Consider the following 22,087-nt stretch of genomic DNA (forward strand, 5'->3'; position numbering starts at 1 on the left):
ACTGAAAGTCTTACTGGTCGTGGAGGTCCCGCGCCAGCTGAATCCACCCCGTTCACCGGTAAGAAGGACGGCACCGCCAGAGGTTGCCGTTCCGTACGCGACAATGACCCCATGAGCCTGTTCCGTGACGACGGTGTCGTGCTGCGCACCCAGAAGCTGGGTGAGGCCGACCGGATCATCACGCTGCTCACACGCGGTCACGGGCGCGTACGGACCGTGGCCCGGGGGGTACGCCGGACCAAGTCCAAGTTCGGGGCCCGGCTCGAACCCTTCTCCCATGTCGACGTGCAGTTCTTCTCGCGGGGGAGTGAGCTGGTCGGGCGCGGGCTGCCGCTGTGCACACAGAGCGAGACCATCGCTCCGTACGGTGGCGGCATCGTCACCGACTACGCCCGCTACACCGCCGGTACGGCCATGCTGGAGACGGCGGAGCGGTTCACGGACCACGAGGGCGAGCCCGCCGTACAGCAGTATCTGCTGCTCGTCGGCGCCCTGCGCACCCTCGCCCGCGCCGAGCACGAGCCCCATCTCATCCTCGACGCGTTCCTGCTGCGCTCCCTCGCCGTCAACGGCTACGCGCCCACCTTCAGTGACTGCGCGCGCTGCGGCATGGCGGGCCCGAACCGGTTCTTCTCGGTGTCCGCCGGGGGCTCCGTCTGCGTCGACTGCCGGGTGGCCGGCAGCGTCGTACCCTCTCCCCAGGCCCTCGAACTGCTCGGCGCGCTGCTGACGGGCGACTGGGAGACCGCGGACGCGTGCGAACCGCGCTATGTCCGGGAGGGCAGCGGACTGGTGTCCGCCTACCTGCACTGGCACCTGGAGCGCGGCCTGCGCTCCCTGCGCTACGTAGAGAAGAACTAGAAGCAAGCACTGAGGGAGACGAGAAGCACATGGCCGTACGCGGGATCCTGGGGCGCCAGCGCCGCGAGTACAAGACGCCGGAACCGCACCCCTCCGGCGCCACCGCGCCGAAGCTCCCCGGCGAGCTCGTACCGAACCATGTGGCGTGCGTCATGGACGGCAACGGACGGTGGGCCAAGGAGCGCGGGCTGCCGCGTACGGAAGGGCACAAGGTCGGTGAGGGCGTCGTCCTCGATGTCCTCAAGGGTTGCCTGGAACTCGGCGTCAGGAATCTCTCCCTCTACGCCTTCTCCACCGAGAACTGGAAGCGGTCCCCGGAAGAGGTCCGCTTCCTCATGAACTTCAACCGTGACGTCATCCGGCGGCGACGGGACGAAATGGACGAACTCGGTATCCGGATCCGGTGGGTCGGGCGGATGCCCAAGATGTGGAAGTCCGTCGTACAGGAACTCCAGATCGCCCAGGAGCAGACCAAGAACAACGACGCCATGACGCTCTACTTCTGCGTCAATTACGGCGGTCGCGCCGAACTCGCCGACGCCGCGAAGGCGATGGCCCGCGATGTCGCCGCCGGCAAGCTCGACCCGGAGAAGGTCTCCGAGAAGACCGTCCAGAAGTACCTCTACTACCCGGACATGCCGGACGTGGATCTGTTTCTCCGGCCGAGTGGCGAGCAGCGCACCTCCAACTACCTGATCTGGCAGTCGAGTTATGCCGAAATGGTGTTCCAGGATGTCCTGTGGCCCGACTTCGACCGGCGTGACCTCTGGCGCGCCTGCGTCGAATTCGCCTCCCGCGACCGGCGGTTCGGCGGCGCGGTCCCGAATGAGCAACTCCTGGAAATGGAACGGGACATGAGGGGCAACGCGGAGGCATAGTGTCTCGTGATCCGGTTCGTGTCACCTGAAGCGGCGCGAGGGCATCGTGCGAAACCCTTCACCTGGACCGTGACGACCGGATGGAGCCGCACGCCTGACCGCTGAGCGGACCAGGCGTGCGGCTGGGCACTGCTCGCGGTCAGGATTCGGTGTCGAACGCGGTGCGCAGGGCGGCGGTGGCCTGGTCGACGGCCACCCTCGCGGCGTTGGTCTTGCTCAGGGCGTCGAGCATGACGTAGTCGTGGGTGATGCCCGCGTTGCGGATGGTGGTGACGTCGTTGCCGGCGGCGCGCAGTTTGGCCGCATAGGCCTCGCCCTCGTCACGCAGGACGTCCGCCTCACCGGTGACGACCAGCGCCTTCGGGAGCCCCTTGAGCTGGTCGAGGCTCGCCCGCAGCGGGGAGGCGAGGATGTCGTTGCGGACCTTGGGGTCCGGGGCGTAGGAGTCCCAGAAGAACTGCATGTTGTCGCGGGTGAGGAAGAAGCCGTTCGCGAACTGCTTGTACGAGGGTGTGTCGAACTTCGCGTCGGTGACGGGGTAGAAGAGGACCTGCTGGCGCAGTGCGGGGCCGCCGCGCTGCTTGGCCATCAGCGTGACGGCCGCGGACATGTTGCCGCCGACGCTGTCACCGGCGACCGCGAGCCGCTCCCCGTCGACGCCGATCTCGTCCCCGTGCTGGGACACCCACCGCGTCGCGGCATAGGCCTGCTCGATGGCGATCGGGAAGCGGGCCTCGGGCGAGCGGCTGTAGTTGACGAACACCACGGCCGCGTGGGCGCCGTTCGCGATCTGCCGCACCAGGCGGTCATGGGTGTCGGCGTCGCCCAGGACCCAGCCCCCGCCGTGGAGGTACATCACCGCGGGGAGCTTCCCCTTGGCCCCCTCGGGCCGGACGATCCGGATGGACACCTCGCCCGTGGGACCGACGGGCAGGGTGCGCTCGGAGATGTCCGCGGGGAGCTTGTCGACCGGTCCGGACTGCGCGTCCTCCAGGATCTTGCGGGCTTCGGCGGCGGAGAGGTCGCGGAAGGGCGGGAGGCCGACGGTGGCGTCGAGGAACGCCTGAGCGTCCTTCTCGAGCACCACGGCGTTCTTCCCGGCCGCGTCGGACGCGGACCGCTCGGGTTTGGACGACGTGGTCGCGAACCCGTTGACGGCTAACGCGAGGGCCGAGCACAGGGTCAGGGGGAGAACCACGCCGATCGCTGCCTTGCGGCGCGTGAAGGGCTTGCGGGAGTGGGAGGACATGCGGCTGCTCCTTGGCGTCGTCGACGTTGTCGTCGTCAGGACACGGGAAGAGTAGCCCGCCACTTAATCGCTCACAAGTAACTCTCGCAATATTAGATCGTGCACGATCATGTTGGGGAAGCGAGTGGCACCCGGCGCCGGAAACGCGCCGGGTGCCACTGTCGTTACCCGTGGGGGGTGGCTCAGCTGGTCGTGACCGCCGTGTCGTCGATCACGAAGCTCGTCTGGAGCGAGGAGTCCTCGACGCCCGTGAACTTCAGGGCGACCGTGGTCCCCGCGTAGGCCGACAGGCTCAGCGACTTCGCGACATACCCGCTGGCCGCGTTGAGGTTGGAGTAGGTGGCCAGGGTTGTCGAACCGGCCGTCACCGTCAGCTTGTCGTACTGCGTGCTGGTGGTGGTCTCGGCCGTGTCGATGTGGATGTAGAACGTGAACGTCGTGCCCGTGCAGCCGCTCGGGATCGTCACCGACTGGGAGAGCGTGTCGGTGTGCGTCGAGCCGTAGCCGTCGAGCCAGGCCTTGTAGGAGCCGGTACGCGCCGCCTGGCTGCTGGAGCTGGTGATGACACCGCTGGTCGCGGTCCATGTGGTGTTGCCGGACTCGAAGCCCTGGTTGCCCAGCAGCTGCGCCGAGGTGCAGGAGCCGCCGCCGGTCGCGCTGACCGTCCAGGTGAAGGACGCCGTACCGGTCGCACCCGTGCTGTCGGTCACCGTGACCACGCTGCTGTACGTGCCTGCCGTGGTCGGGGTGCCGGAAATGACACCCGTGGAGCTGCTGATCGACAGGCCCGTCGGCAGGCCGGTGGCCGCGTACGTCAGCGAGCCGGAGTTCGTGCTGCTCGCCGTGATCGACAGGCTCACCGCAGTGCCCACCGTCGAGGACTGGCTGCCCGGGTTGGTGACCGTCACGCCGGTCGTCGGCACGGTGATGTGGGAGCCGACGTTGACGCCTGCGAAGGCGTTGCCGACACCCGCGTACTGCGCGGAGCTGCTGCCGTAGAGGTCCGCGGCGGCGTTCAGCGCGGCGGTGCGCGCCTGGGCGTACGTCGTGCTGGACGTCATGTACGTCGTCAGCGCCCGGTACCAGATCTGCAGCGCGGCGGCCCGGCCGATGCCCGCGACGGCGACACCGTCGGAGGTCGGGCTGTTGTAGGTGACGCCGTTGATGGTCTTGGAGCCGCTGCCCTCGGAGAGCAGGTAGAACATGTGGTTCGCCGGGCCCGAGGAGTAGTGGACGTCCACGTTGCCGATGCCGGAGTACCAACTGTCGTAGGAGGAGCCGTCCTTGTCGGGCTCGTCCATGTAACGCAGCGGCGTACCGTCGCCGTTGATGTCGACTTCCTCGCCGACCAGGTAGTCGCCGACGTCGGACGAGTTGGCCGCGTAGAACTCGACGCCAGTGCCGAAGATATCGGAGGTCGCCTCGTTCAACCCGCCTGATTCACCGGAGTAGTTGAGGTTCGCGGTGTTGGAGGTCACACCGTGCGTCATCTCGTGCCCGGCGATGTCGAGCGAGGTGAGCGCCTTCGTGCCGCCGTCACCGTCGCCGTACGTCATGCAGAAACAGTCGTCGTCCCAGAAGGCGTTGACGTACGCCGTGCTGTAGTGGACGCGCGAGTAGGCGGCCACGCCGTCGTTCTTGATGCCGCTCCGGCTGAAGGTGTTCTTGTAGAAGTCCCACGTGGTCTGCGCGCCGAAGTGCGCGTCCACGCCCGCGGTTTGGGTGTTGGACCCGGAGCCCGTGCCCCACACGTCGTCCGAGTCGGTCATCAACGTGCCGGTGCCGGACGTGCCGTTGTTGAGGTTGTACGTCTTCGCGGCACCGCGCGTGGTGTCGTTCAGCTGGTACGTCGAACCGGACAGCGTGGTCCCGATGGTGACCGTGCCGCTGTACTGGCTGTTGCCGGTGCCGGTCTTGACGTCCTCGAACTGGTACAGCTCCGCGCCGGTCGTGGCGTCCGTGATGACGTGCAGCCGGCTCGGGGTGCCGTCGTGCTGGAGACCGGTGACCACGGTCTCCCAGGCGAGGGTGGGGGTGCCCTGCCCGGCCCAGATCACCTTGCGCGCGCTGTCGGCGGCGGGCTTGGCGGCGGCACCCTCTTTGGACGATGCAGCCTCGACGTGTTCCGCGGCGGCCTTGAGGGCCTTCGTCTCGGCGGCGCTCTTGGCCACCTCCGCCGTGGTCGAGGCGACCTTGATGGCGCGCTTGGTGTTGAAGGTCGTACCGACCGTGCCGGTGCTGCCCGCAGGGGTGTGCACGACGAGGTCGCCGCCGAGGACCGGCAGACCGGCGTACGTGCGCTCGTAGCGGGTGTGGAGGGTGCCGTCGGTGTCCTTGGCGACGTCCTTGACGACCAGCTTCTCCTGGGCGCCGAGGCCCAGGGCCCCGGCGGTCCGCGTCACCTTCTGCTCGGCGCTCCTGATCAGCGCGGTGCGCTGGGCGGGCGTGAGGTCCGCGGCCAGGGCGCCGGCGCGCAGGGGACTGGGGGCCGCGGGCGCGGGCTTGGCGGCGGCCGGGACCGTCTGGACACCGACGGCCAGCAGGGTCGCGGTGGCGAGCAGGGCGCCTGCGGCGGTGGCCTTGCGGGAGCGGAGGGCCTGGGTGCGGCCGGATCTGTGGGGGGTGTTGCTGGACGTTCGTCTCACTCGAAACTCCTCCTGCGACGGCCGCGCCTTCAACGGCCGGAAACAGAACCGGGCGGACGGGGGTGTGCTGCCCGGGATGAGCTGAGCAGTGCGGGATGTGTGCCTGAGACGTGGGGGACGGCTGCCGGAAGAGTGGCAGTGTTGAGGAGTTCATGTCATCAAAAGTTAAGAGGTCAAGGGTTATCCCTCTGCGCGCGACAGGAACCCTCTAGGGCGCTTTCAGGCCTCTGTACGGGGCAGCAGCAGGGGAGTTGCGAGGATCAGGACGCCCGCGGCCCCGATGGCGGCGAGGGGCGTGGTGAGGGCCGCCAGCAGTCCCCACAGCGCGGTGAGCGCGGCGACGGTCAGCTTGCTGGAGACCGACCAGGCGGAGAGGGTACGGGCGACCCGGTCCGCCGGTGTGTGCTGGAGCCGGTAGGTGGCGTACACCGGGTTGAAGACGCCCATGCAGGCGATCAGCCCGAACTGCACGCCCATCACGAGGACGAGCCCGGTCGTGCCGCTGTGCAGGAACACCATCCCGACCGGCCAGCACACGCGCAGTGTCCCGAAGGTGAGCATGATCCGGCGCTGCCCGTACCGCGCCACGAGCGGCCGTGACAGCCGTGACCCGACGAGACCGCCGAGGCAGGGCACGGCGAAGGCGAGCGCGTACTGCCAGGGCGCGAAGCCGAGGTCGCCGAGCATGAGGACGGCGACCAGAGGCGCGGTCGCCATGATCAGCCCGCTGACCAGCACGGTGTTGAGGAACAGGGCCCGCAGTGCGGGATCGGCCAGAATGAACCGCCACCCGTCGAGCAGATCCCCGACCCGCAGCCCCGCCTTGCGCACCCCCTCGGGACGGGGCTCGTCCCCACCCATCGCCCGGATACCGACCGCCGACAACAGGAAACTCGCCGCGTTCGCCACCACCGTGGTCACCGGCCCGAGCAGCCCTATGGCGGCTCCGCCGAGCGGCGGCCCGAGCACACTCGCCGTCCACATCGTGGACTCGAACCGCCCATTGGCGACAAGGAGTTGGGAGGGCGGCAGCAACCCTTTGAGACAGGCCCCGCTGGCAGCGGTGAAGGTGATGTCGGCAGCGGCGACAACGACAGCCACGATCACGAGCTGCCCGAAGGACAGCACCCCGAGCGCGTAGGCAACGGGCACGGTGAGCAACGCCCCACACCGCACCAGATCCATCGCGACCATCACGGGCCGCTTCCGCCGAAACTCCACCCAGGGCCCGAGCGGCACAGCCACCAGAGCCCCGACAGCCACCCCAACAGCAGCCAACAACGACACCTGGGCGGGCCCGACATGCAACACGAGCACAGCGATCAGGGGGAAGGCGTCAAAGGCCACCCAGGTCCCGAAAAGACTGGTGGCGTAGGCCCCCCAAAGCCATCGAAACGGCATTCCTAGAGAGACGGTGCCAGGTCGCGCCCCGCTTTTAGGGGCGCGGGGAACTGCGCGACCAGCCACAACGCTCCCGCAGACGAAGTACCGACCGAAACCTACTTCTGCGCAGCCGCAGAGCACTCCACACAGGTCCCGAAGATCTCCACCGTATGAGCCACGTTCACATATCCGTGCTCCACAGCGATCGCCTCCGCCCACTTCTCCACAGCGGGCCCCTCCACCTCCACAGCCTTGCCGCACACACGGCAGACCAGGTGGTGATGGTGCTCGCCGGTCGAGCAGCGGCGGTACACCGACTCCCCGTCCGACGTCCGCAGGACATCCACCTCACCCGCGTCCGCCAGGGACTGCAACGTGCGGTAGACGGTCGTCAGACCGACCGAGTCGCCCTTGTGCTTGAGCATGTCGTGGAGTTCCTGGGCACTGCGGAACTCGTCGACCTCGTCCAGCGCCGCCGCCACAGCGGCACGCTGGCGGGTGGATCGTCCCTTAACGGGCGGGCCGGCCGTCGTCACCGTTGTTCTCCTTACGTCCGCGCTTGCCGGGCCATTGTGCCAGCCCGGACTGTGCGCGGTCAGACGCCCGCCTTGCCGGCGGCCTCCCTGCTGGCCGGAATCACACACTCCGCCGGGTCCCCGGCCGACTGCGAGGCGGCCGCGGCACGGGCCCGGCGCCGGGCCAGGGGTGTCGCGAGCGCGGTCAGCGCGATGAACGCGCCGATGGTCAGCAGCACAATTGTCGCGCCGGGCGGCACGTCCTGGTAGTACGAGGTCACCGTCCCGCCGATCGTCACGGACACCCCGATCGCGACGGCGACGGCGAAGGTCGCCGCGAAGCTCCGGGTGAGCTGCTGGGCGGCGGCCACGGGAACCACCATCAGGGCGCTGACCAGCAGCAACCCGACAACACGCATGGCGACGGTCACGGTGACGGCCGCCGTGATCGCGGTAAGGAGGTTGAGAGCCCTGACCGGCAGCCCGGTCACCCGGGCGAACTCCTCGTCCTGGCTGACCGCGAAGAGCTGCCGTCGCAGCCCGATGGTGACCAACACCACGAGGGCCGCGAGGACACAGATCGCGGTCACGTCGGACTCGCTGACCGTGGACAGGGACCCGAAGAGATACGAGGTCAGGTTGGCGTTGGAGCCCGTCGGCGCGAGGTTGATGAACATCACGCCGCCGGCCATACCGCCGTAGAACAGCATCGCGAGGGCGATGTCGCCGCGTGTCCTGCCGTACCAGCGGATGAGTTCCATCATCACGGCGCCGACGACGGAGACGCCCGTCGCCATCCACACCGGTGAGGTGTTCAGCAGGAAGCCGAGGCCGACGCCGGTCATCGCGACATGGCCGATGCCGTCGCCCATGAGCGCCTGGCGGCGCTGGACGAGGTAGATGCCGATGGCGGGGGCCGTGATGCCGACGAGGACCGCGGCCAGCAGCGCCCGCTGCATGAAGGCGTAGTCGAGGAATTCCATCAGCTCAGCAGTCCCGTCCGGATCGGTTCGGCGTCGTGAGCCGCGTGCGGGTGTACGTGGTCGTGACCGGGCAGCGCGTGCTGTCCGACGGCCTGCGGGGGCGGCCCGTCGTGCAGCACGCACCCGTCGCGCAGTACGACGGCCCGGTCGATCAGCGGCTCCAGCGGCCCGAGTTCGTGCAGCACGAGCAGCACCGTCGCACCCTGCGCCACCTGCTCCCTGAGCGTCCGCGCCAGCACCTCCTGGCTCGCCAGGTCGACGCCCGCCATCGGCTCGTCCATGATCAGCAGCTCGGGTTCGGCGGCGAGGGCACGGGCGATCAGTACGCGCTGGTGCTGGCCGCCGGAGAGCGCGTCCACCGAGTCCTTCGCGCGGTCCGCGAGGCCGACGAGCGCGATGGCCCGCTGGACGGCCGCGTGATCGGCCTTGCGCAGCATCCCGAAGCGGGCACGGGAGAGCCGCCCCGAGGCGACGATCTCGGTGATCGTCGCGGGCACGCCTCCGGCAGCGGTCGTCCGCTGCGGTACGTAACCCACGCGCCGCCAGTCCGTGAAGCGGCGCCGGGGGACGCCGAACAGCTCGATCTCGCCCTCGCTGACCGGCACTTGGCCGATGATCGTGCGGATCGCGGTCGACTTGCCGGAGCCGTTGGCGCCGAGCAGCGCGACGACCTCACCGCGACCCACGGTGAGGTCGATGCCCCGCAGAACCGGGCGCGAGCCCAGCTCGGCGCGTACGCCGCGCAGGGAAATGACGGGCTCGCCCATGCCTGCATCCTCCGTAACGATCATCACTTACCGCTTACTTGGCGCCCAGAGCCGTCTGGAGGGCCTTGAGGTTGGCCTCCATGACCGCGATGTAGTCGTCGCCCCGGGACTTCTCCGTGATGCCCTCCAGCGGATCGAGGACGTCCGTCTTGAGGTTCGCGTCCTCGGCGAGGGTCTTCGCGGTCTTGTCGGAGACCAGTGTCTCGTAGAAGACGGTCGTCACTCCGTCCGCCTTCGCCTCCTGCTGGAGCTCCTTCATCCGCGCGGCACTCGGCTCGCTCTCCGGGTCGACCCCGGCGATGGCCTCCTGGGTCAGGCCGTAGCGCTCGGCGAGGTAGCCGAAGGCCGCGTGGTTGGTGAAGAACACCTTCGACGCGGTGTTCTTCAGACCGTCCTCGAACGAGGTGTCGAGCGAGGTCAGCTTGGCGGTCAACGCCTTGGTGTTCAGCTTGTATTCCGCCGCGTTGGTCGGATCGGCCTTCTGGAAGGCGGCGGACACCCCGTCGGCGATCTCGGCGTACTTCACCGGGTCGAGCCAGACGTGCGGGTCGAGAGCGGACGCGTCCTCGTCGGAGTGTGCTTCCTCACCCTCGTGGCTGTGCTCGGTGCTGCCGTGGTCCTCAAGGGTGGTGAGGGTCGCCGCGTCGATCTTCGTCTTCGCCTCGGACTGCGACACCGCCTCGTCGACGGCGGGCTGGAGGCCCTTGAGATACAGGACCGCGTCGGCCTCCTGGAGCTGCGCGGTCTGCTTGGCGCTGATCTCCAGGTCGTGCGGCTCCTGGCCGGGCTCGGTCAGCGTGCTGATGGAGACATGCCTGCCGCCTATCTGCTCGGCCAGGTACTGCATCGGATAGAACGACGCCACGACGTCGAGCTGCCCGGTGACGTTCCGGTCGGAAGCGCTCGAATCCGAGGAGCAGGCGGACAGGGCGCCGAGGCCGAGCGCGGTGGCCGCCGCGATCGCGGTGCCCGATATGACTCGTCGTACGTTCATGACAGTCATTTTCAATGATTCTGGAAACGATTGTCAACAAGCGGGCAAAAGGGCAGGCCCGGAGTGCCCTCAAGGGCTCTGGCCGGAACCGATTTGATTGGGGGGCGGCCCCCGCCGGTAACCTGAAGCATTCGCGCCGTCCGTTCGTAATGAAGAGAGCATCGTGGCCGCCGACAAGATCGACACCATCGTCAGCCTGAGCAAGCGCCGTGGCTTCGTTTTCCCCTGCAGTGAGATCTACGGCGGCCAGCGCGCCGCCTGGGACTACGGACCACTGGGTGTCGAGCTGAAGGAGAACCTCAAGCGCCAGTGGTGGCGCTACATGGTGACGTCGCGCGAGGACGTCGTCGGCATCGACTCGTCCGTCATCCTGGCCCCCGAGGTCTGGGTGGCCTCCGGCCACGTCGCCACCTTCTCCGACCCGCTCACCGAGTGCACCTCCTGTCACAAGCGCTACCGCGCCGACCACCTGGAGGAGGCGTACGAGGCCAAGCACGGCCGTACGCCCGCCAACGGCCTCGCCGACATCAACTGCCCCAACTGCGGCAACAAGGGCCAGTTCACCGAGCCCAAGCAGTTCTCGGGTCTGTTGTCGACGCACCTCGGCCCGACCCAGGACTCGGGCTCGGTCGCGTACCTGCGCCCGGAGACCGCCCAGGGCATCTTCACCAACTTCTCCCAGGTGCAGACCACTTCGCGCCGCAAGCCGCCGTTCGGCATCGCCCAGATGGGCAAGTCGTTCCGCAACGAGATCACGCCCGGCAACTTCATCTTCCGTACCCGTGAGTTCGAGCAGATGGAGATGGAGTTCTTCGTCAAGCCGGGCGAGGACGAGAAGTGGCAGGAGTACTGGATGGGGGAGCGCTGGAACTGGTACACCGGCCTCGGTCTCCGCGAGGAGAACATGCGCTGGTACGACCACCCGGCGGAGAAGCTCTCGCACTACTCGAAGCGCACCGCGGACATCGAGTACCGCTTCCAGTTCGGCGGCAACGAGTGGGGTGAGCTGGAGGGCGTCGCCAACCGCACGGACTTCGACCTGTCGGCCCACGCGAAGGCCTCCGGCCAGGACCTGTCGTACTTCGACCAGGAGGCCCAGGAGCGCTGGACGCCGTACGTCATCGAGCCGGCGGCCGGTGTCGGCCGCGCGATGCTGGCGTTCCTGCTCGACGCGTACGTCGAGGACGAGGCGCCGAACGCCAAGGGCAAGATGGAGAAGCGGACGGTGCTGCGGCTGGACCCGCGCTTGGCGCCGGTCAAGGTCGCGGTGCTGCCGCTGTCGCGTAACCCGGAGCTGTCGCCGAAGGCGAAGGGTCTCGCTTCCGCGCTGCGTCAGAACTGGAACATCGAGTTCGACGACGCGGGGGCCATTGGTCGGCGTTACCGGCGTCAGGACGAGATCGGTACGCCGTTCTGTGTGACGGTGGACTTTGACACGTTGGATGACAACGCGGTGACTGTTCGTGAGCGGGACACCATGAAGCAGGAACGCGTGTCGCTGGACCAGATCGAGGGTTACTTGGCTCAGCGGCTTATTGGCTGTTAGTAGCCGCGGGCCGGTGGGGGCTGGTCGCGCAGTTCCCCGCGCCCCTTTGGGGCGCTCCAGATACCCCGGATTCGTTACGGGCGTAACAGACGTAACGAAACCGGGGTTTCGCCCATCCGGGACACTTGGGGCTCCGAAGGACAGGTCATACGCGGCTCGCAGGGTGCGGGCGGCGCTGACCTCTCGGGGGCACCATGCGTAAGCAAGCAGTGATCGGCGTTGCCACGATGGCTCTGGCGATCGGGGTGGTCGGGTGTGAGGCCGCGGACGAGGCGGCCTCGTCGTCCAACGTCGGTGTTCAGTCCGCCGGAGTGAGCGGGCAGGCAACGGGCGGGCGGCTCAACGCCGTTGGGCTCACCGCCGACCAGCGGCTCGTCACCTTCCGGGTCGACCGGCCCGGGCGGGCCGTGCCGCTCGGCAAGGTGAACGGGCTGCACGGTGACACCCGGCTCATCGGTATCGACTACCGCGTCCAGAACAACAAGCTGTACGGCGTCGGCGACCGGGGTGGCATCTACACCGTCCGGGAGATCGGCGCCAAGGCGACCAAGGTCTCCCAGCTGAGCGTTCCGTTGCAGGGGAGCAGCTTCGGCGTCGACTTCAACCCCGCCGCCAACCGGCTCCGGGTCATCAGCGACACCGGCCAGAACCTCCGCCACAACATCGACGACCCGGCGGGCGCACCGGCCGCCGGTACGACGGCGACGGACGGCGTCCTGACCAACCCGCCGGTCCCGCCCGCGACTTCGGGTGCGACGGCGACGGGCGTCACGGCGGCCGCGTACACGAACAACGACCTGGACGCGACGACGGCCACCACCCTGTTCGACGTCGACACCGTCAACGACCAGGTCTCGATCCAGTCCCCGGCGAACGCCGGCAACCTCGCCCCCACGGGCAAGCTGGGCGTCGACGCGGCTCCGGCGGGCGCCGGCTTCGACATCTACAGCTCCAACCGCTCCGGCACGAACACCGGCTACGCGGTCCTGCGCGTGGGCGGCGCCCAGCGCCTCTACCAGGTGAACCTGCTCAACGGCTCGGTGCAGCGCGCGGGTACGTTCGACGCCGACCGCCCGGTGGTGGACCTGGCGCTGCCGCTGCGGCAGGGCTGAACGCCGTAAGTGGTCGTGCAAGTGGTCCTCTTGAGGGGCCGGTCATTGGACCTGTAGGTCCGGCCCCACCGGCGGCAGGCTGGCCCCCATGAGCATCGCTTTTCTGCTGACCACGCTGGTCGTGGTCGTCACGCCCGGTACCGGTGTCGTCTACACGCTTGCCGCCGGGCTGTCGCGGGGGCGGCGGGCCAGTGTCGTCGCGGCCTTCGCCTGCACGCTCGGGTGCGTGCCGCACATGTTGGCCACGGTGACCGGGGTCGCCGCGCTGCTGCACACCAGCGCGACCGCCTTCCAGATCCTCAAGTACGCCGGTGTGGCCTACCTGTTGTACATGGCGTGGGCCACGCTCCGGGAGAAGGGGACGATCGCCGTCACGGAGGAGACGGCACCCCGGTCCACCTGGCGGGTGATCGTCCGGGGCGTGCTGATCAACTTCCTCAACCCGAAACTGACCGTCTTCTTCTTCGCGTTCCTGCCCCAGTTCGTGAGCCCCGACGACCCCGACTCGGTCGTCACGATGCTCGTCCTGGGCGGGGTCTTCATGCTGGTCACGTTCGTGGTCTTCGCGGCGTACGGCATCCTCGCCGCCTCCGTACGCAGCCAGGTCATGGCACGGCCGCGCGTGATGACCTGGCTGCGGCGGGCCTTCGCGGGGTCGTTCCTCGTGCTGGGGGCGAAGTTGGCGACGACGAGTGCGTGAGCGGGGGCGCGAAACGGCGTTCAGCCCGCCGTCGGGTCCACCGTCGCCTGGTGTTCCTCGGCGAGGTGTTCCTCCGCCTTCAGCCAGGGGAGGAACTGGACCTTCTTCCGCCAGCCGCAGGTGTCGCAGCTCATGACGCGATGTGCTCCGGTTCGCTGGACGTGGACGACGTGTTCCCGCCCGTGCTGGTCCCAGCGGCTCACCTTGCTCGTGTTGATCTGCAACATGACCTCTCCGGCGTCCAAGGTGCGTGCAGGTGTGAGTGTGCAGCAAGAGCAACATCAACGGGGGGCGACTGTGTGAAGAGTTGACAGGATCCGGATAGGTCAGGCTTCGGCCCCGGGGGCGATCAGGCCTGTCTCGTAGGCGAGTACGACCGCCTGGACCCGGTCGCGCAGCTCCAGTTTGGAGAGGATGCGGCCCACGTGCGTCTTGACCGTGGTCGGGCTCAGGAACAGCCGTTCCGCCAGCTCGGCGTTGCTCAGGCCCGTCGCCAGCAGCCGCAGGACCTCCAGTTCACGGGGTGTCAGCCCCGACAGGTCGGCGTGCCGGGCCGTGGTCTGTGAGGGCGCCTCGCGATGGGCGAAGCGTTCGATGAGGCGGCGGGTGATCGCCGGCGCGAGCAGGGCGTCGCCGGACTGCACCAGGCGTACGGCGGCCACCAGATGCTCGGGGGTCACGTCCTTGAGGAGGAAACCACAGGCGCCGGCGGTGAGGGCCGCGTAGACGTAGTGGTCGAGGTCGTAGGTGGTGAGGATCACGACGCGGGTTCTCGCCGCCTCCGGGGCGTCGTCTGCGAGGATCCGCCGGGTCGCCTCGATGCCGTCCATGCCCGGCATCCGGATGTCCATCAGGACGACATCGGGCCGGGTCCGGCGTACGGCCGCCACCGCCTCCGCCCCGTCGGCCGCCTCGGCGGTCACCTCGATGCCGTCGGCGGCCAGGATCATCCCGAACCCCGTACGCACCAGGGCCTGGTCGTCGGCGATGACCGCTCGGAGGGGTGGCGGCGGTGGCAGTGGTGACTGGTTGTGGGTCATGGTGTCCGCCACGGGACTGTGGCTCTGATGCGGTAGCCGCCGGCGAGGGTCGGGCCGGCGATCAGCTCGCCGCCGTAGACCGCCAGGCGTTCGCGCAGGCCGATCAGACCTCGACCGGTTCCCCCGGTGCCCCCGGTGCCGCTGTTCTCGCCTTCCGGCGGTGGGGAGTTGAGGGTGGTGGGGCTCGTGTTGGCTACCTCTATCTGTAGGCAGTCGTCCGTCCAGCCGATCACGACGGAGGCATCGGCGCCCGGCGCGTGCTTGATCGTGTTGGTCAGCGCCTCCTGCACCACGCGGTACGCCGTCAGGTCCACCCCGGGCGGCAACGGGTCCGGCGGCAGCGTCACCGCCACGGACACCGGAGTCCCGGCGCCCCGCACCCGTTCCGTCAGCGCGTCGAGCCGGTCCAGGCCGGGCTGCGGCTCCAGACCGTCGGCGGGGGTGTCGTGGAGGCCGCCGGTGTCCGGGGCGGCCAACAGGCCCATCACATGCCGGAGTTCGGCCATCGCGGCCCTGCCCCCGGCCTCGACCGCGAGCAACGCCTCCTTCGACCGTTCGGGCGCCGCGTCCATCACCTTGCGTGCCGCCCCGGCCTGGATCACCATCACGCTCACATTGTGGGTCACCACATCGTGCAACTCGGCGGCGATCCGCGCCCGTTCCTCCGCGACAGCCCGCCGCATCGCCTCCTCCTGCGCCCGCTCCAACCGCGCGAACCGGTCCCGGCCCGCCGCCAGCCGCCGCTGGCCGAACCGGACGGTCACGGCCAGTACCCCGGCGACCAGCAGCACGACCCCGGGACTCGACCAGCCCGGCAGAATCGGCTCCGCCCGCTGGAACGCGACCCCGGCCAGGACCGCGCCGACGACCAGCGCGGCCAGGGCGCCCGCCCGGTAACGGCTGTGCGCGACCGCGCTGTAGGCGCCGATGACGCAGGTCAGCACCGTGATCCAGGAGGCGCGGTCGCCGGTGGCCAGCCCCGCGGCCAGCACCACCCCGAACACGGCCAGCGGATACCGGCGCCGGGCCAGCAGCGGCAGCGCCGACAGGACGACCAGGGGCCAGGGCGCGACGGAGCCCTCGTCGTCCGTCGGCAGGATCGGCGGACGGGGAGGCGGTTGCGGGAACTCCGGGGGCTGCGGGACCACCGGCGCGGTCTCGGCTCCGGTTCCGTACCCGTACTCGGTCTTCGGGAAGAAGCGCACCGGGCCGTCGCCGGGATAGCGCGCCGCGACGATCAGTGCGACGACGGTCAGTACGACCGCCAGCGCCAGGTCGGCGCGTACCGCCCGCCGTGACAGCGGAGCGGGTTTCGGCTCCGGCCGCAGCGCGTCCCACAGTTGCCGACGCCAATCACGCCAATCACGCCAACGACGCCAATGCCGGGCGCGCCGGTACTCCGTCTCCGTCGGCGTTTCCATCGGCTCATTGTGGGGGCGGGTCGCCCCGCCCCGCGTCCCTCCGTACCGAACAGATCAACAAGCCGTTCCTCAGGCGTACTTCGCAGGGATGACCCCACGGCCGGGTCCTCCGCGGGGAGGGCCGGACGTCGGTGTCGCGGCCGACGCGCGGTGACAGCGCCCGCCCCTACGGTCGCCGAGTCCGGCAAGTTCTCCCTCGCACATCTTCAACAAACCGTAGGGGCAGGCGAGTTCATGACCCAGGTGATCCAACTCGACGGCGTGGCAAAGCGCTACGACAGCGCGGGCAGGCCCGCGCTCGGGCCGCTCACGCTCTCCGTGGAACAGGGCGAGGCCCTCGCCGTGACCGGCCCCTCCGGCAGCGGCAAGTCCACCCTGCTGAACCTTGTCGCGGGCCTGGACCGGGCGACCGAGGGCAGTGTGACCGTGGCCGACCGACGGCTCGACGACCTGACCGAGCACGCGTTGGCCCGGTTCCGCCGCGAACAGATCGGCATGGTCTTCCAGTTCTTCAACCTCCTCGACGACCTCACCGTCACCGACAACATCCAGCTCCCCGCCCAACTGCGGGGAACCGCACGGCGCGAGACCGCCGCCCGCGCCGGGGAACTCATGGAGGTGCTCGGCATCCAGAAGCACGCCCGCGCCTATCCGGGCCGGCTCTCCGGCGGTGAACGCCAGCGGGTCGCGGTCGCCCGCGCACTGGTCAACCGCCCCGCGCTGCTGCTCGCCGACGAACCGACCGGCGCCCTCGACACCGCGTCCGGCCAGGACGTACGGGAGCTGCTGGTCGAGCTGCACCGGGGCGGGCAGACCATCGTGCTGGTCACCCACGACCTGGCGCTCGCCGAGTCGTGCGCGAGCCGCACGATCCAGCTGGTCGACGGTCATCTGGCCCTGGACACGCGGGCGGAGGCCGTCCGATGATCCGCCGGCTCCGTTCGATCGGCTTCGGGGGCGGTGCGCTCGGCCGGGTCGTACGGTCGGGGGTGGGCCGGCGGCGCGTACAGACCGTGGTGATCGCCGTGGCCACGATGATGGCCGTGGCGTCGGCGGTGGTCGCCGGATCGCTCGTCGTCGCCGCGAACCGGCCCTTCGACCACGCCTTCGCGCAGCAGCACGGCGCGCATCTGACCGTCCAGTTCGATCCGGCCAAGGCGACCGAGGCGCAGATCGAGGCGACCGGGGAGCTGGAGGGCGTCACCGCGACGGCCGGGCCCTACCCGGCCACTACGATCCAGCCGGTGGACTCGGCGAACGGACACCTGCCGACGCTGACCCTCGTCGGACGGTCCGCGCCAGGGGCCGACGTGGACGAGCTGGACCTCAAGTCCGGCCGGTGGGCGGCGAAGCCGGGCGAGATCGTGCTGAACGCGGAGTTCGACGGCCCCAACCTCGGCCTCGGCTCCACGCTCAGGGCCACGGACGCCGCCGACAGCCCGACCCTGACGATCGTCGGCTTCGCCGTCTCGGTCAGCAGAACCGCCGACGTGTGGACGACCCCCGCCCAGGCCAGGGCACTGGCGTCGGCGGACACCCCGCTCACGAGCCAGGTGCTCTACCGCTTCGACGCGGCCGGTACGGACAAACAAGTGATCGCCGGCCGTCAGCGGATCACCGCGGCCGTACCGTCCGGCGCGCTGCTCAGCAGCCGGTCGTACCTGGAGACCAAGCGGGACGCGGACCAGGGCGCGGCGCCGACCATCCCCTTCCTCGTCGCCTTCGGCATCCTCGGCATCGTCATGTCGGTGATCATCGTCTCCAGCGTGACCAGCGGCGCGGTCGGATCGAGCCTGCGCAGGATCGGCATCCTCAAGGCCGTCGGCTTCACCCCGCGCGAGGTCGTACGCGCCTATGTGGCCCAGGCGTTGATCCCGGCGGCCGTCGGGATCGGGCTGGGCGTCGTCCTCGGCAACCTGCTCGCTGTACCGCTCCTCGACGACACCGAGCAGGCGTACGGCACCGCCAGCCTGAGCGTCGCCTGGTGGGTGGACGTCGTGGTGGCGGGCGGCGCGCTGCTGGTCGTCGGGGTCGCCGCGCTGATCCCCGCCCTGCGCGCCGGGCGGCTGCGTACGGTCGAGGCCATCGCGGTGGGCAGGGCGCCCCGCACCGGACGCGGCCAGTGGGCCCACCGGGCGGCGGGACGGCTGCCGCTGCCGCGCGCGGTGACGTACGGCCTCGCGAGCCCCTTCGCACACCCGGTCCGCACGGTCGCGATGCTGCTCGCGGTGACCTTCGGCACGGTCGCGGCGACCTTCGCGGTGGGCCTGACCGCGTCCCTGACGGCGGTCAGCGCGGCGGCCGACCCGGAGGAGCGCGCCGAGGTCACCGTGTTCGCCGGCGGTGGCGTCGGGCCGTCGGCCGGCCCCGGCGGCACCCGCCGTACGGAGAACGAGACACCCGAGGCCCCGGCCGCCGACCCGGCCGCCATACGCGCGGCCGTCGAGGCACAGACAGGCACCGCCTCCTACTACGCCATGACGAAGAACGACGCCTCGGTGGCCGGGATCACCGGCGCGGTCCCGGCCAGCCTCTACCAGGGAGACACCCGGACCGGCAGCTACGAGATGCTCTCCGGACACTGGCTCGACGGCGCGGGTCAGGTGGTAGTGGGCTCCGGCTACCTGAAACGAACAGGCACCCGGATCGGCGATTCGCTGCGGATGACCTACGAGGGACACACCCGCACCCTGCGGATCGTCGGCGAGGCCTTCGACACGTCGGACGGCGGGCTCCAACTCCACGCGAACATCGCCGACTTCCCCGGAACCGAGCCCCGGATGTTCCTCGTAGAGGTGAAACCGGGCGTCTCTCCCGGCGAGTACGCCCAGAAGCTGGCCGAGGCCGTCCGGCCCCTGGGCGGCGACGCGATGGCCAACGCCTCCTCCGGACAGGACAACTTCGTGATCATCCTGCAGTCCATGGCGGCCCTGCTCACCCTGATGCTGGTCTCCGTGGCCGGCATGGGCGTCCTCAACTCGGTGGTCCTGGACACCCGGGAGCGAGTCCACGACCTGGGCGTCTGCAAGGCCCTCGGCATGACCCCACGCCAGACGATCACCCTCGTACTGGCCTCGGTGACCGCCATAGGCATCCTGGGCGGCCTGATCGGCGTACCCACAGGCTTCGCCCTGCACGGCATGGTCCTCCCCCTGATGGGCCACGCGGCAGGCACGGAACTACCACCGTCGATCCTGGACGTGTACGACCTCTGGCAACTGGCCCTACTGGGCCTGGCAGGCATCACGATCGCCCTGCTCGGCGCACTACTCCCGGCGGGCTGGGCGGCGAGGTCACGCACGGCGACGGCGCTGCGGACGGAGTAAGGAAGAAGGGGCCGGGAGCCGCCCCGAAGGGGCGCTCCCGCCAGGGGCGCGGGGAACTGCGCGACCAGCCACAACGCACCCGCACCCAACACCCAACCGCCTGACCCGAGCTCTGAGTACTGACCGCTCAGCCAATCACCCGAGGCAGCCGCAGGCTGAGCAGAGTCGTCAACACAATGCCCCCCAACTGCACCACCAGCGTCGTCACCAACGCATCCCCCATCCCCATCCCCGGAGACAGCGAGAGAAACAACGTCCCCAACGTCGCCACCCCCAACGCCAGAGCCGACTGCTGAGTCGTGATCATGACCCCGCTCCCCACCCCGGCCCGCGCAGGCTCGATCTCCGACAGGATGATCCGGAACAGCACAGGCAACTGCAGCGCCTGCCCAGCCCCCGCAACCGCCGCGCCCGGCAACAACTCCACCAGCCCCAGATCCGGCCAGGACCGCCACACCGCGACGGCGATGAGACCCACCCCCACCCCCTGGATCAGCCCACCGGCCGTCACGACCCGCGTGCCGTACCGGCTGACCAGCCGCGGCCCCGCGAGGGCCACGCAGAAGAACGTCACCGCCATCGGCGCCAGCGCCAACCCCGCCTGCACAGGCCCCAGCTCCGCACCCCGCTGCAGAGCCACCGCGATCACGAACATGAACCCGCTGAAGCCGATCGAGAACGGCACGATCATCACCAGACCCCGCCGCAACGAGGTCAGCGCGAAGAGGGTCGGCGGCACGAGCGGCGTACGCCCCTTGCGGTCCGCGCCGCGCTCGACCGCGTAGAACGCCGCCGCCGCGAACGGGAACGCGGCCAGCGACAGCCACGTCCACAGCGGCCACCCCGCCGCCCGGCCCTCGGTGAGCGGTGCGAGCAGCGTGATCAGGGACACCGCGAGGAGGAACGTGCCGGGCACGTCCACCGGCTCGGGGTGCTGCGAGCGGGTCTCCGGGACGGCCCGGGCGGCCAGGACCAGGCCGAGCAGCACCACGGGTACGTTCACCAGGAACACCGCGCGCCAGCCGGTACCGGCGATGTCGGCGGCGACGAGTACGCCGCCCAGGATCTGGCCCGCCACCATCGAGAGCCCGGCTGTGGCGCCGTACAGACCCATGGCCCTGGCCCGACGCGGGCCCGCCGTCGCCGACTGGATCGTCGCGAGCACCTGCGGCAGCATCGCCGCCGACGCCGCGCCCTGCGCGATCCGGGCCGCCACCAGGGTCCAGGCGGTCGGCGCGAGCCCGCAGGCCAGCGAGGTGATGCCGAAGGCCACCATGCCGCCGATGAAGAGCCGGCGTCGGCCGAAGAGGTCGCCGAGCCGCCCGCCGAGGACGAGCAGGACGGCGTACGCGACCCCGTACCCGGCGACCACCAGTTCGAGGACGGACTCGCTCGCCGCGAGGTCCCGGCCGATGGTGGGCAGGGCGACGTTGACGATGAAGAAGTCGATCAGAGGGAGTGCCGCACCGAGCAGCACGGTGAACAGGCCGAGCCCGCCGAGTACGGGTGACCCGGCGGGGGAGCGGACGGAGACGGTGGGTGAGGTGCTTGTTTCGGTCACGTCGACCAGCGTCCGCCTCTCCTGAGAGGGGTACCAGAGTGTCTTTATCCTGGTAGTAGGAGTACCTGGAAACAGGGTCCGCGCGGAGAGAAAGTGGGAAGGTGACCACCATCGCCCAGGAAACCATCGCCCAGGAAACCATCGCTCAGCAACAGCAGGAACAGAGCCGGGAGGCGCAGCGGCCGGGCGGGCGCGGTTCGGAGATCCGGCGCCACGAACTCGCCGTCTTCCTGCGCAGCCGCCGCGAGCGCATCACCCCCGAGCAGGTCGGGCTGCCGCGCGGCAGGCGCCGCCGTACGCCGGGTCTGCGCCGCGAGGAGGTCGCCCAGCTCTCCGCCGTGGGCGTGACCTGGTACACCTGGCTCGAACAGGCCCGCGCCATCCAGGTCTCCGAACAGGTGCTCGACGCCCTGGCCCGCACCCTCCTCCTCGACCCGAGCGAACGCGCCCACCTCTTCCAACTGGCCGGAGCCGTCGACCCCACGCCCGCCGCGAGCTGCCCGACGATCACCCCCGCCCTCCGTGAACTCCTGCGCGCCCTCGACCCCATCCCGGCCTGCATCCAGAACAGCCGGTACGACATCCAGGCGTACAACCGCACGTACAGCCGTCTCATGGGCGACCTGGACGCCGTACCGCCCGAGGACCGCAACCTGTTGCTGCTCGTCTGCACGAACGAGGAGTGGCGGAAGTCGGTCGTCCTGCTCGAAGAGACCCTTCGCGTGATGGCGGCCAAGCTCCGGGTCCAGCAGGCGGCCCATCTCGGCGACCCTGCCTGGAAGTTGATGCTGAGGCGGCTGCGTGCGGAGTCCCCGGAGTTCTGCGAGATCTGGGAGCGGTACGAGGTGATCAACGTCCGCGGCAAGACCAAGCAGTTCCGCAATCCGTACGTCGGCCTGCTCACCGTCGACCACACGGACCTGTGGCTCGCCCCGGAGCTGGGCACCCGCCTGGTGACGATGGTCCCGTCGGACGAGGAGACGCGCGAGCGCATGGAGAAGCTGTACGAGATGTTCGCGGACGGGGAGTAGTCGCGAAGGGGTGGAAGGTGATCCATCCAGGTTGGACATCCGATCGTGATTGGTCAATTCCGCTCGCAATGAGGG

Annotated in this window: 19 protein-coding genes; 8 read left to right on the plus strand and 11 right to left on the minus strand. The window is 69.6% G+C overall.

The window, feature by feature from the left end:
- Positions 1-111 precede the first annotated feature (111 nt).
- Both recO and LUX31_RS34635 read left to right on the plus strand, forming a co-directional pair.
- The gene (gene recO, locus LUX31_RS34630; RefSeq protein WP_235479245.1) at positions 112-861 is read left to right on the plus strand and encodes a DNA repair protein RecO; all 750 of its coding nucleotides are present in this window, start codon (positions 112-114) and stop codon (positions 859-861) included.
- 29 nt (positions 862-890) lie between these two features.
- The gene (locus tag LUX31_RS34635; protein WP_235479246.1) at positions 891-1,739 is read left to right on the plus strand and encodes an isoprenyl transferase; all 849 of its coding nucleotides are present in this window, start codon (positions 891-893) and stop codon (positions 1,737-1,739) included.
- 139 nt (positions 1,740-1,878) lie between these two features.
- On the opposite strand, the gene LUX31_RS34640 is transcribed toward LUX31_RS34635, so the two are convergent.
- The 7 genes from LUX31_RS34640 to LUX31_RS34670 all read right to left on the minus strand — a co-directional run bounded on the left by LUX31_RS34640 (position 1,879) and on the right by LUX31_RS34670 (position 10,275).
- Positions 1,879-2,988: an alpha/beta hydrolase gene (locus LUX31_RS34640; RefSeq protein ID WP_235479247.1), complete on the minus strand. Its 1,110-nt coding sequence runs from the start codon at positions 2,986-2,988 to the stop codon at positions 1,879-1,881.
- Between the two features lie 182 nt (positions 2,989-3,170).
- Complete coding sequence (locus tag LUX31_RS34645) at positions 3,171-5,633, minus strand: M4 family metallopeptidase (protein ID WP_235479248.1); 2,463 nt, start codon at positions 5,631-5,633, stop codon at positions 3,171-3,173.
- A gap of 219 nt (positions 5,634-5,852) precedes the next feature.
- Entirely contained in the window at positions 5,853-7,034 is a 1,182-nt protein-coding gene (locus LUX31_RS34650) for an MFS transporter (protein ID WP_235479249.1), read from the minus strand.
- A gap of 98 nt (positions 7,035-7,132) precedes the next feature.
- On the minus strand, positions 7,133-7,552 hold the full coding sequence (locus LUX31_RS34655) for a Fur family transcriptional regulator (RefSeq protein WP_235479250.1): 420 nt from the start codon (positions 7,550-7,552) through the stop codon (positions 7,133-7,135).
- A 59-nt stretch (positions 7,553-7,611) separates the two neighbouring features.
- Complete coding sequence (locus LUX31_RS34660; RefSeq protein WP_235479251.1) at positions 7,612-8,514, minus strand: metal ABC transporter permease; 903 nt, start codon at positions 8,512-8,514, stop codon at positions 7,612-7,614.
- A complete protein-coding gene (locus LUX31_RS34665) occupies positions 8,514-9,281 on the minus strand; it encodes a metal ABC transporter ATP-binding protein (RefSeq protein WP_235479252.1) in 768 nt (255 codons plus the stop codon). The genes LUX31_RS34660 and LUX31_RS34665 overlap by 1 nt, the downstream gene beginning before the upstream one ends.
- 34 nt (positions 9,282-9,315) lie before the next feature.
- Positions 9,316-10,275, minus strand: coding sequence for a metal ABC transporter solute-binding protein, Zn/Mn family (locus LUX31_RS34670; protein WP_235479253.1), 960 nt, complete (start codon positions 10,273-10,275; stop codon positions 9,316-9,318).
- Positions 10,276-10,438: 163 nt separating this feature from the next.
- On the opposite strand from LUX31_RS34670, the gene LUX31_RS34675 reads away from it, so the two are divergent.
- The 3 genes from LUX31_RS34675 to LUX31_RS34685 all read left to right on the plus strand — a co-directional run bounded on the left by LUX31_RS34675 (position 10,439) and on the right by LUX31_RS34685 (position 13,633).
- Positions 10,439-11,821 carry a glycine--tRNA ligase gene (locus LUX31_RS34675; RefSeq protein WP_235479254.1) on the plus strand — a complete coding sequence of 461 codons (1,383 nt, stop codon included), beginning with the start codon at positions 10,439-10,441 and terminating at the stop codon, positions 11,819-11,821.
- A gap of 194 nt (positions 11,822-12,015) precedes the next feature.
- Positions 12,016-12,933 (plus strand): DUF4394 domain-containing protein, encoded by a 918-nt coding sequence (locus tag LUX31_RS34680; RefSeq protein WP_235479255.1) that lies wholly within the window; start codon positions 12,016-12,018, stop codon positions 12,931-12,933.
- An 88-nt stretch (positions 12,934-13,021) separates the two neighbouring features.
- The gene (locus LUX31_RS34685; protein ID WP_235479256.1) at positions 13,022-13,633 is read left to right on the plus strand and encodes a LysE family translocator; all 612 of its coding nucleotides are present in this window, start codon (positions 13,022-13,024) and stop codon (positions 13,631-13,633) included.
- 20 nt (positions 13,634-13,653) lie between these two features.
- Here LUX31_RS34685 and LUX31_RS34690 read toward each other — a convergent pair whose 3' ends face one another.
- The 3 genes from LUX31_RS34690 to LUX31_RS34700 form a co-directional block, all read right to left on the minus strand.
- Complete coding sequence (locus LUX31_RS34690) at positions 13,654-13,860, minus strand: hypothetical protein (RefSeq protein WP_235479257.1); 207 nt, start codon at positions 13,858-13,860, stop codon at positions 13,654-13,656.
- A gap of 99 nt (positions 13,861-13,959) precedes the next feature.
- Positions 13,960-14,673 (minus strand): response regulator, encoded by a 714-nt coding sequence (locus tag LUX31_RS34695; protein ID WP_235480163.1) that lies wholly within the window; start codon positions 14,671-14,673, stop codon positions 13,960-13,962.
- Complete coding sequence (locus LUX31_RS34700; protein ID WP_235479258.1) at positions 14,670-16,094, minus strand: sensor histidine kinase; 1,425 nt, start codon at positions 16,092-16,094, stop codon at positions 14,670-14,672. Before LUX31_RS34700 ends, LUX31_RS34695 begins: the two co-directional genes overlap by 4 nt.
- A gap of 234 nt (positions 16,095-16,328) precedes the next feature.
- On the opposite strand from LUX31_RS34700, the gene LUX31_RS34705 reads away from it, so the two are divergent.
- Complete coding sequence (locus tag LUX31_RS34705; RefSeq protein ID WP_235479259.1) at positions 16,329-17,021, plus strand: ABC transporter ATP-binding protein; 693 nt, start codon at positions 16,329-16,331, stop codon at positions 17,019-17,021.
- Positions 17,018-19,420, plus strand: coding sequence for an ABC transporter permease (locus LUX31_RS34710; protein WP_235479260.1), 2,403 nt, complete (start codon positions 17,018-17,020; stop codon positions 19,418-19,420). The genes LUX31_RS34705 and LUX31_RS34710 overlap by 4 nt, the downstream gene beginning before the upstream one ends.
- A 127-nt stretch (positions 19,421-19,547) precedes the next feature.
- On the opposite strand, the gene LUX31_RS34715 is transcribed toward LUX31_RS34710, so the two are convergent.
- Positions 19,548-20,981 (minus strand): MFS transporter, encoded by a 1,434-nt coding sequence (locus LUX31_RS34715; protein ID WP_235479261.1) that lies wholly within the window; start codon positions 20,979-20,981, stop codon positions 19,548-19,550.
- A gap of 101 nt (positions 20,982-21,082) precedes the next feature.
- On the opposite strand from LUX31_RS34715, the gene LUX31_RS34720 reads away from it, so the two are divergent.
- Positions 21,083-22,012 carry a helix-turn-helix transcriptional regulator gene (locus LUX31_RS34720; protein WP_443046025.1) on the plus strand — a complete coding sequence of 310 codons (930 nt, stop codon included), beginning with the start codon at positions 21,083-21,085 and terminating at the stop codon, positions 22,010-22,012.
- Positions 22,013-22,087: the final 75 nt, after the last annotated feature.

This window comes from Streptomyces sp. GQFP, assembly GCF_021545335.1.
Lineage (GTDB): Bacteria > Actinomycetota > Actinomycetes > Streptomycetales > Streptomycetaceae > Streptomyces.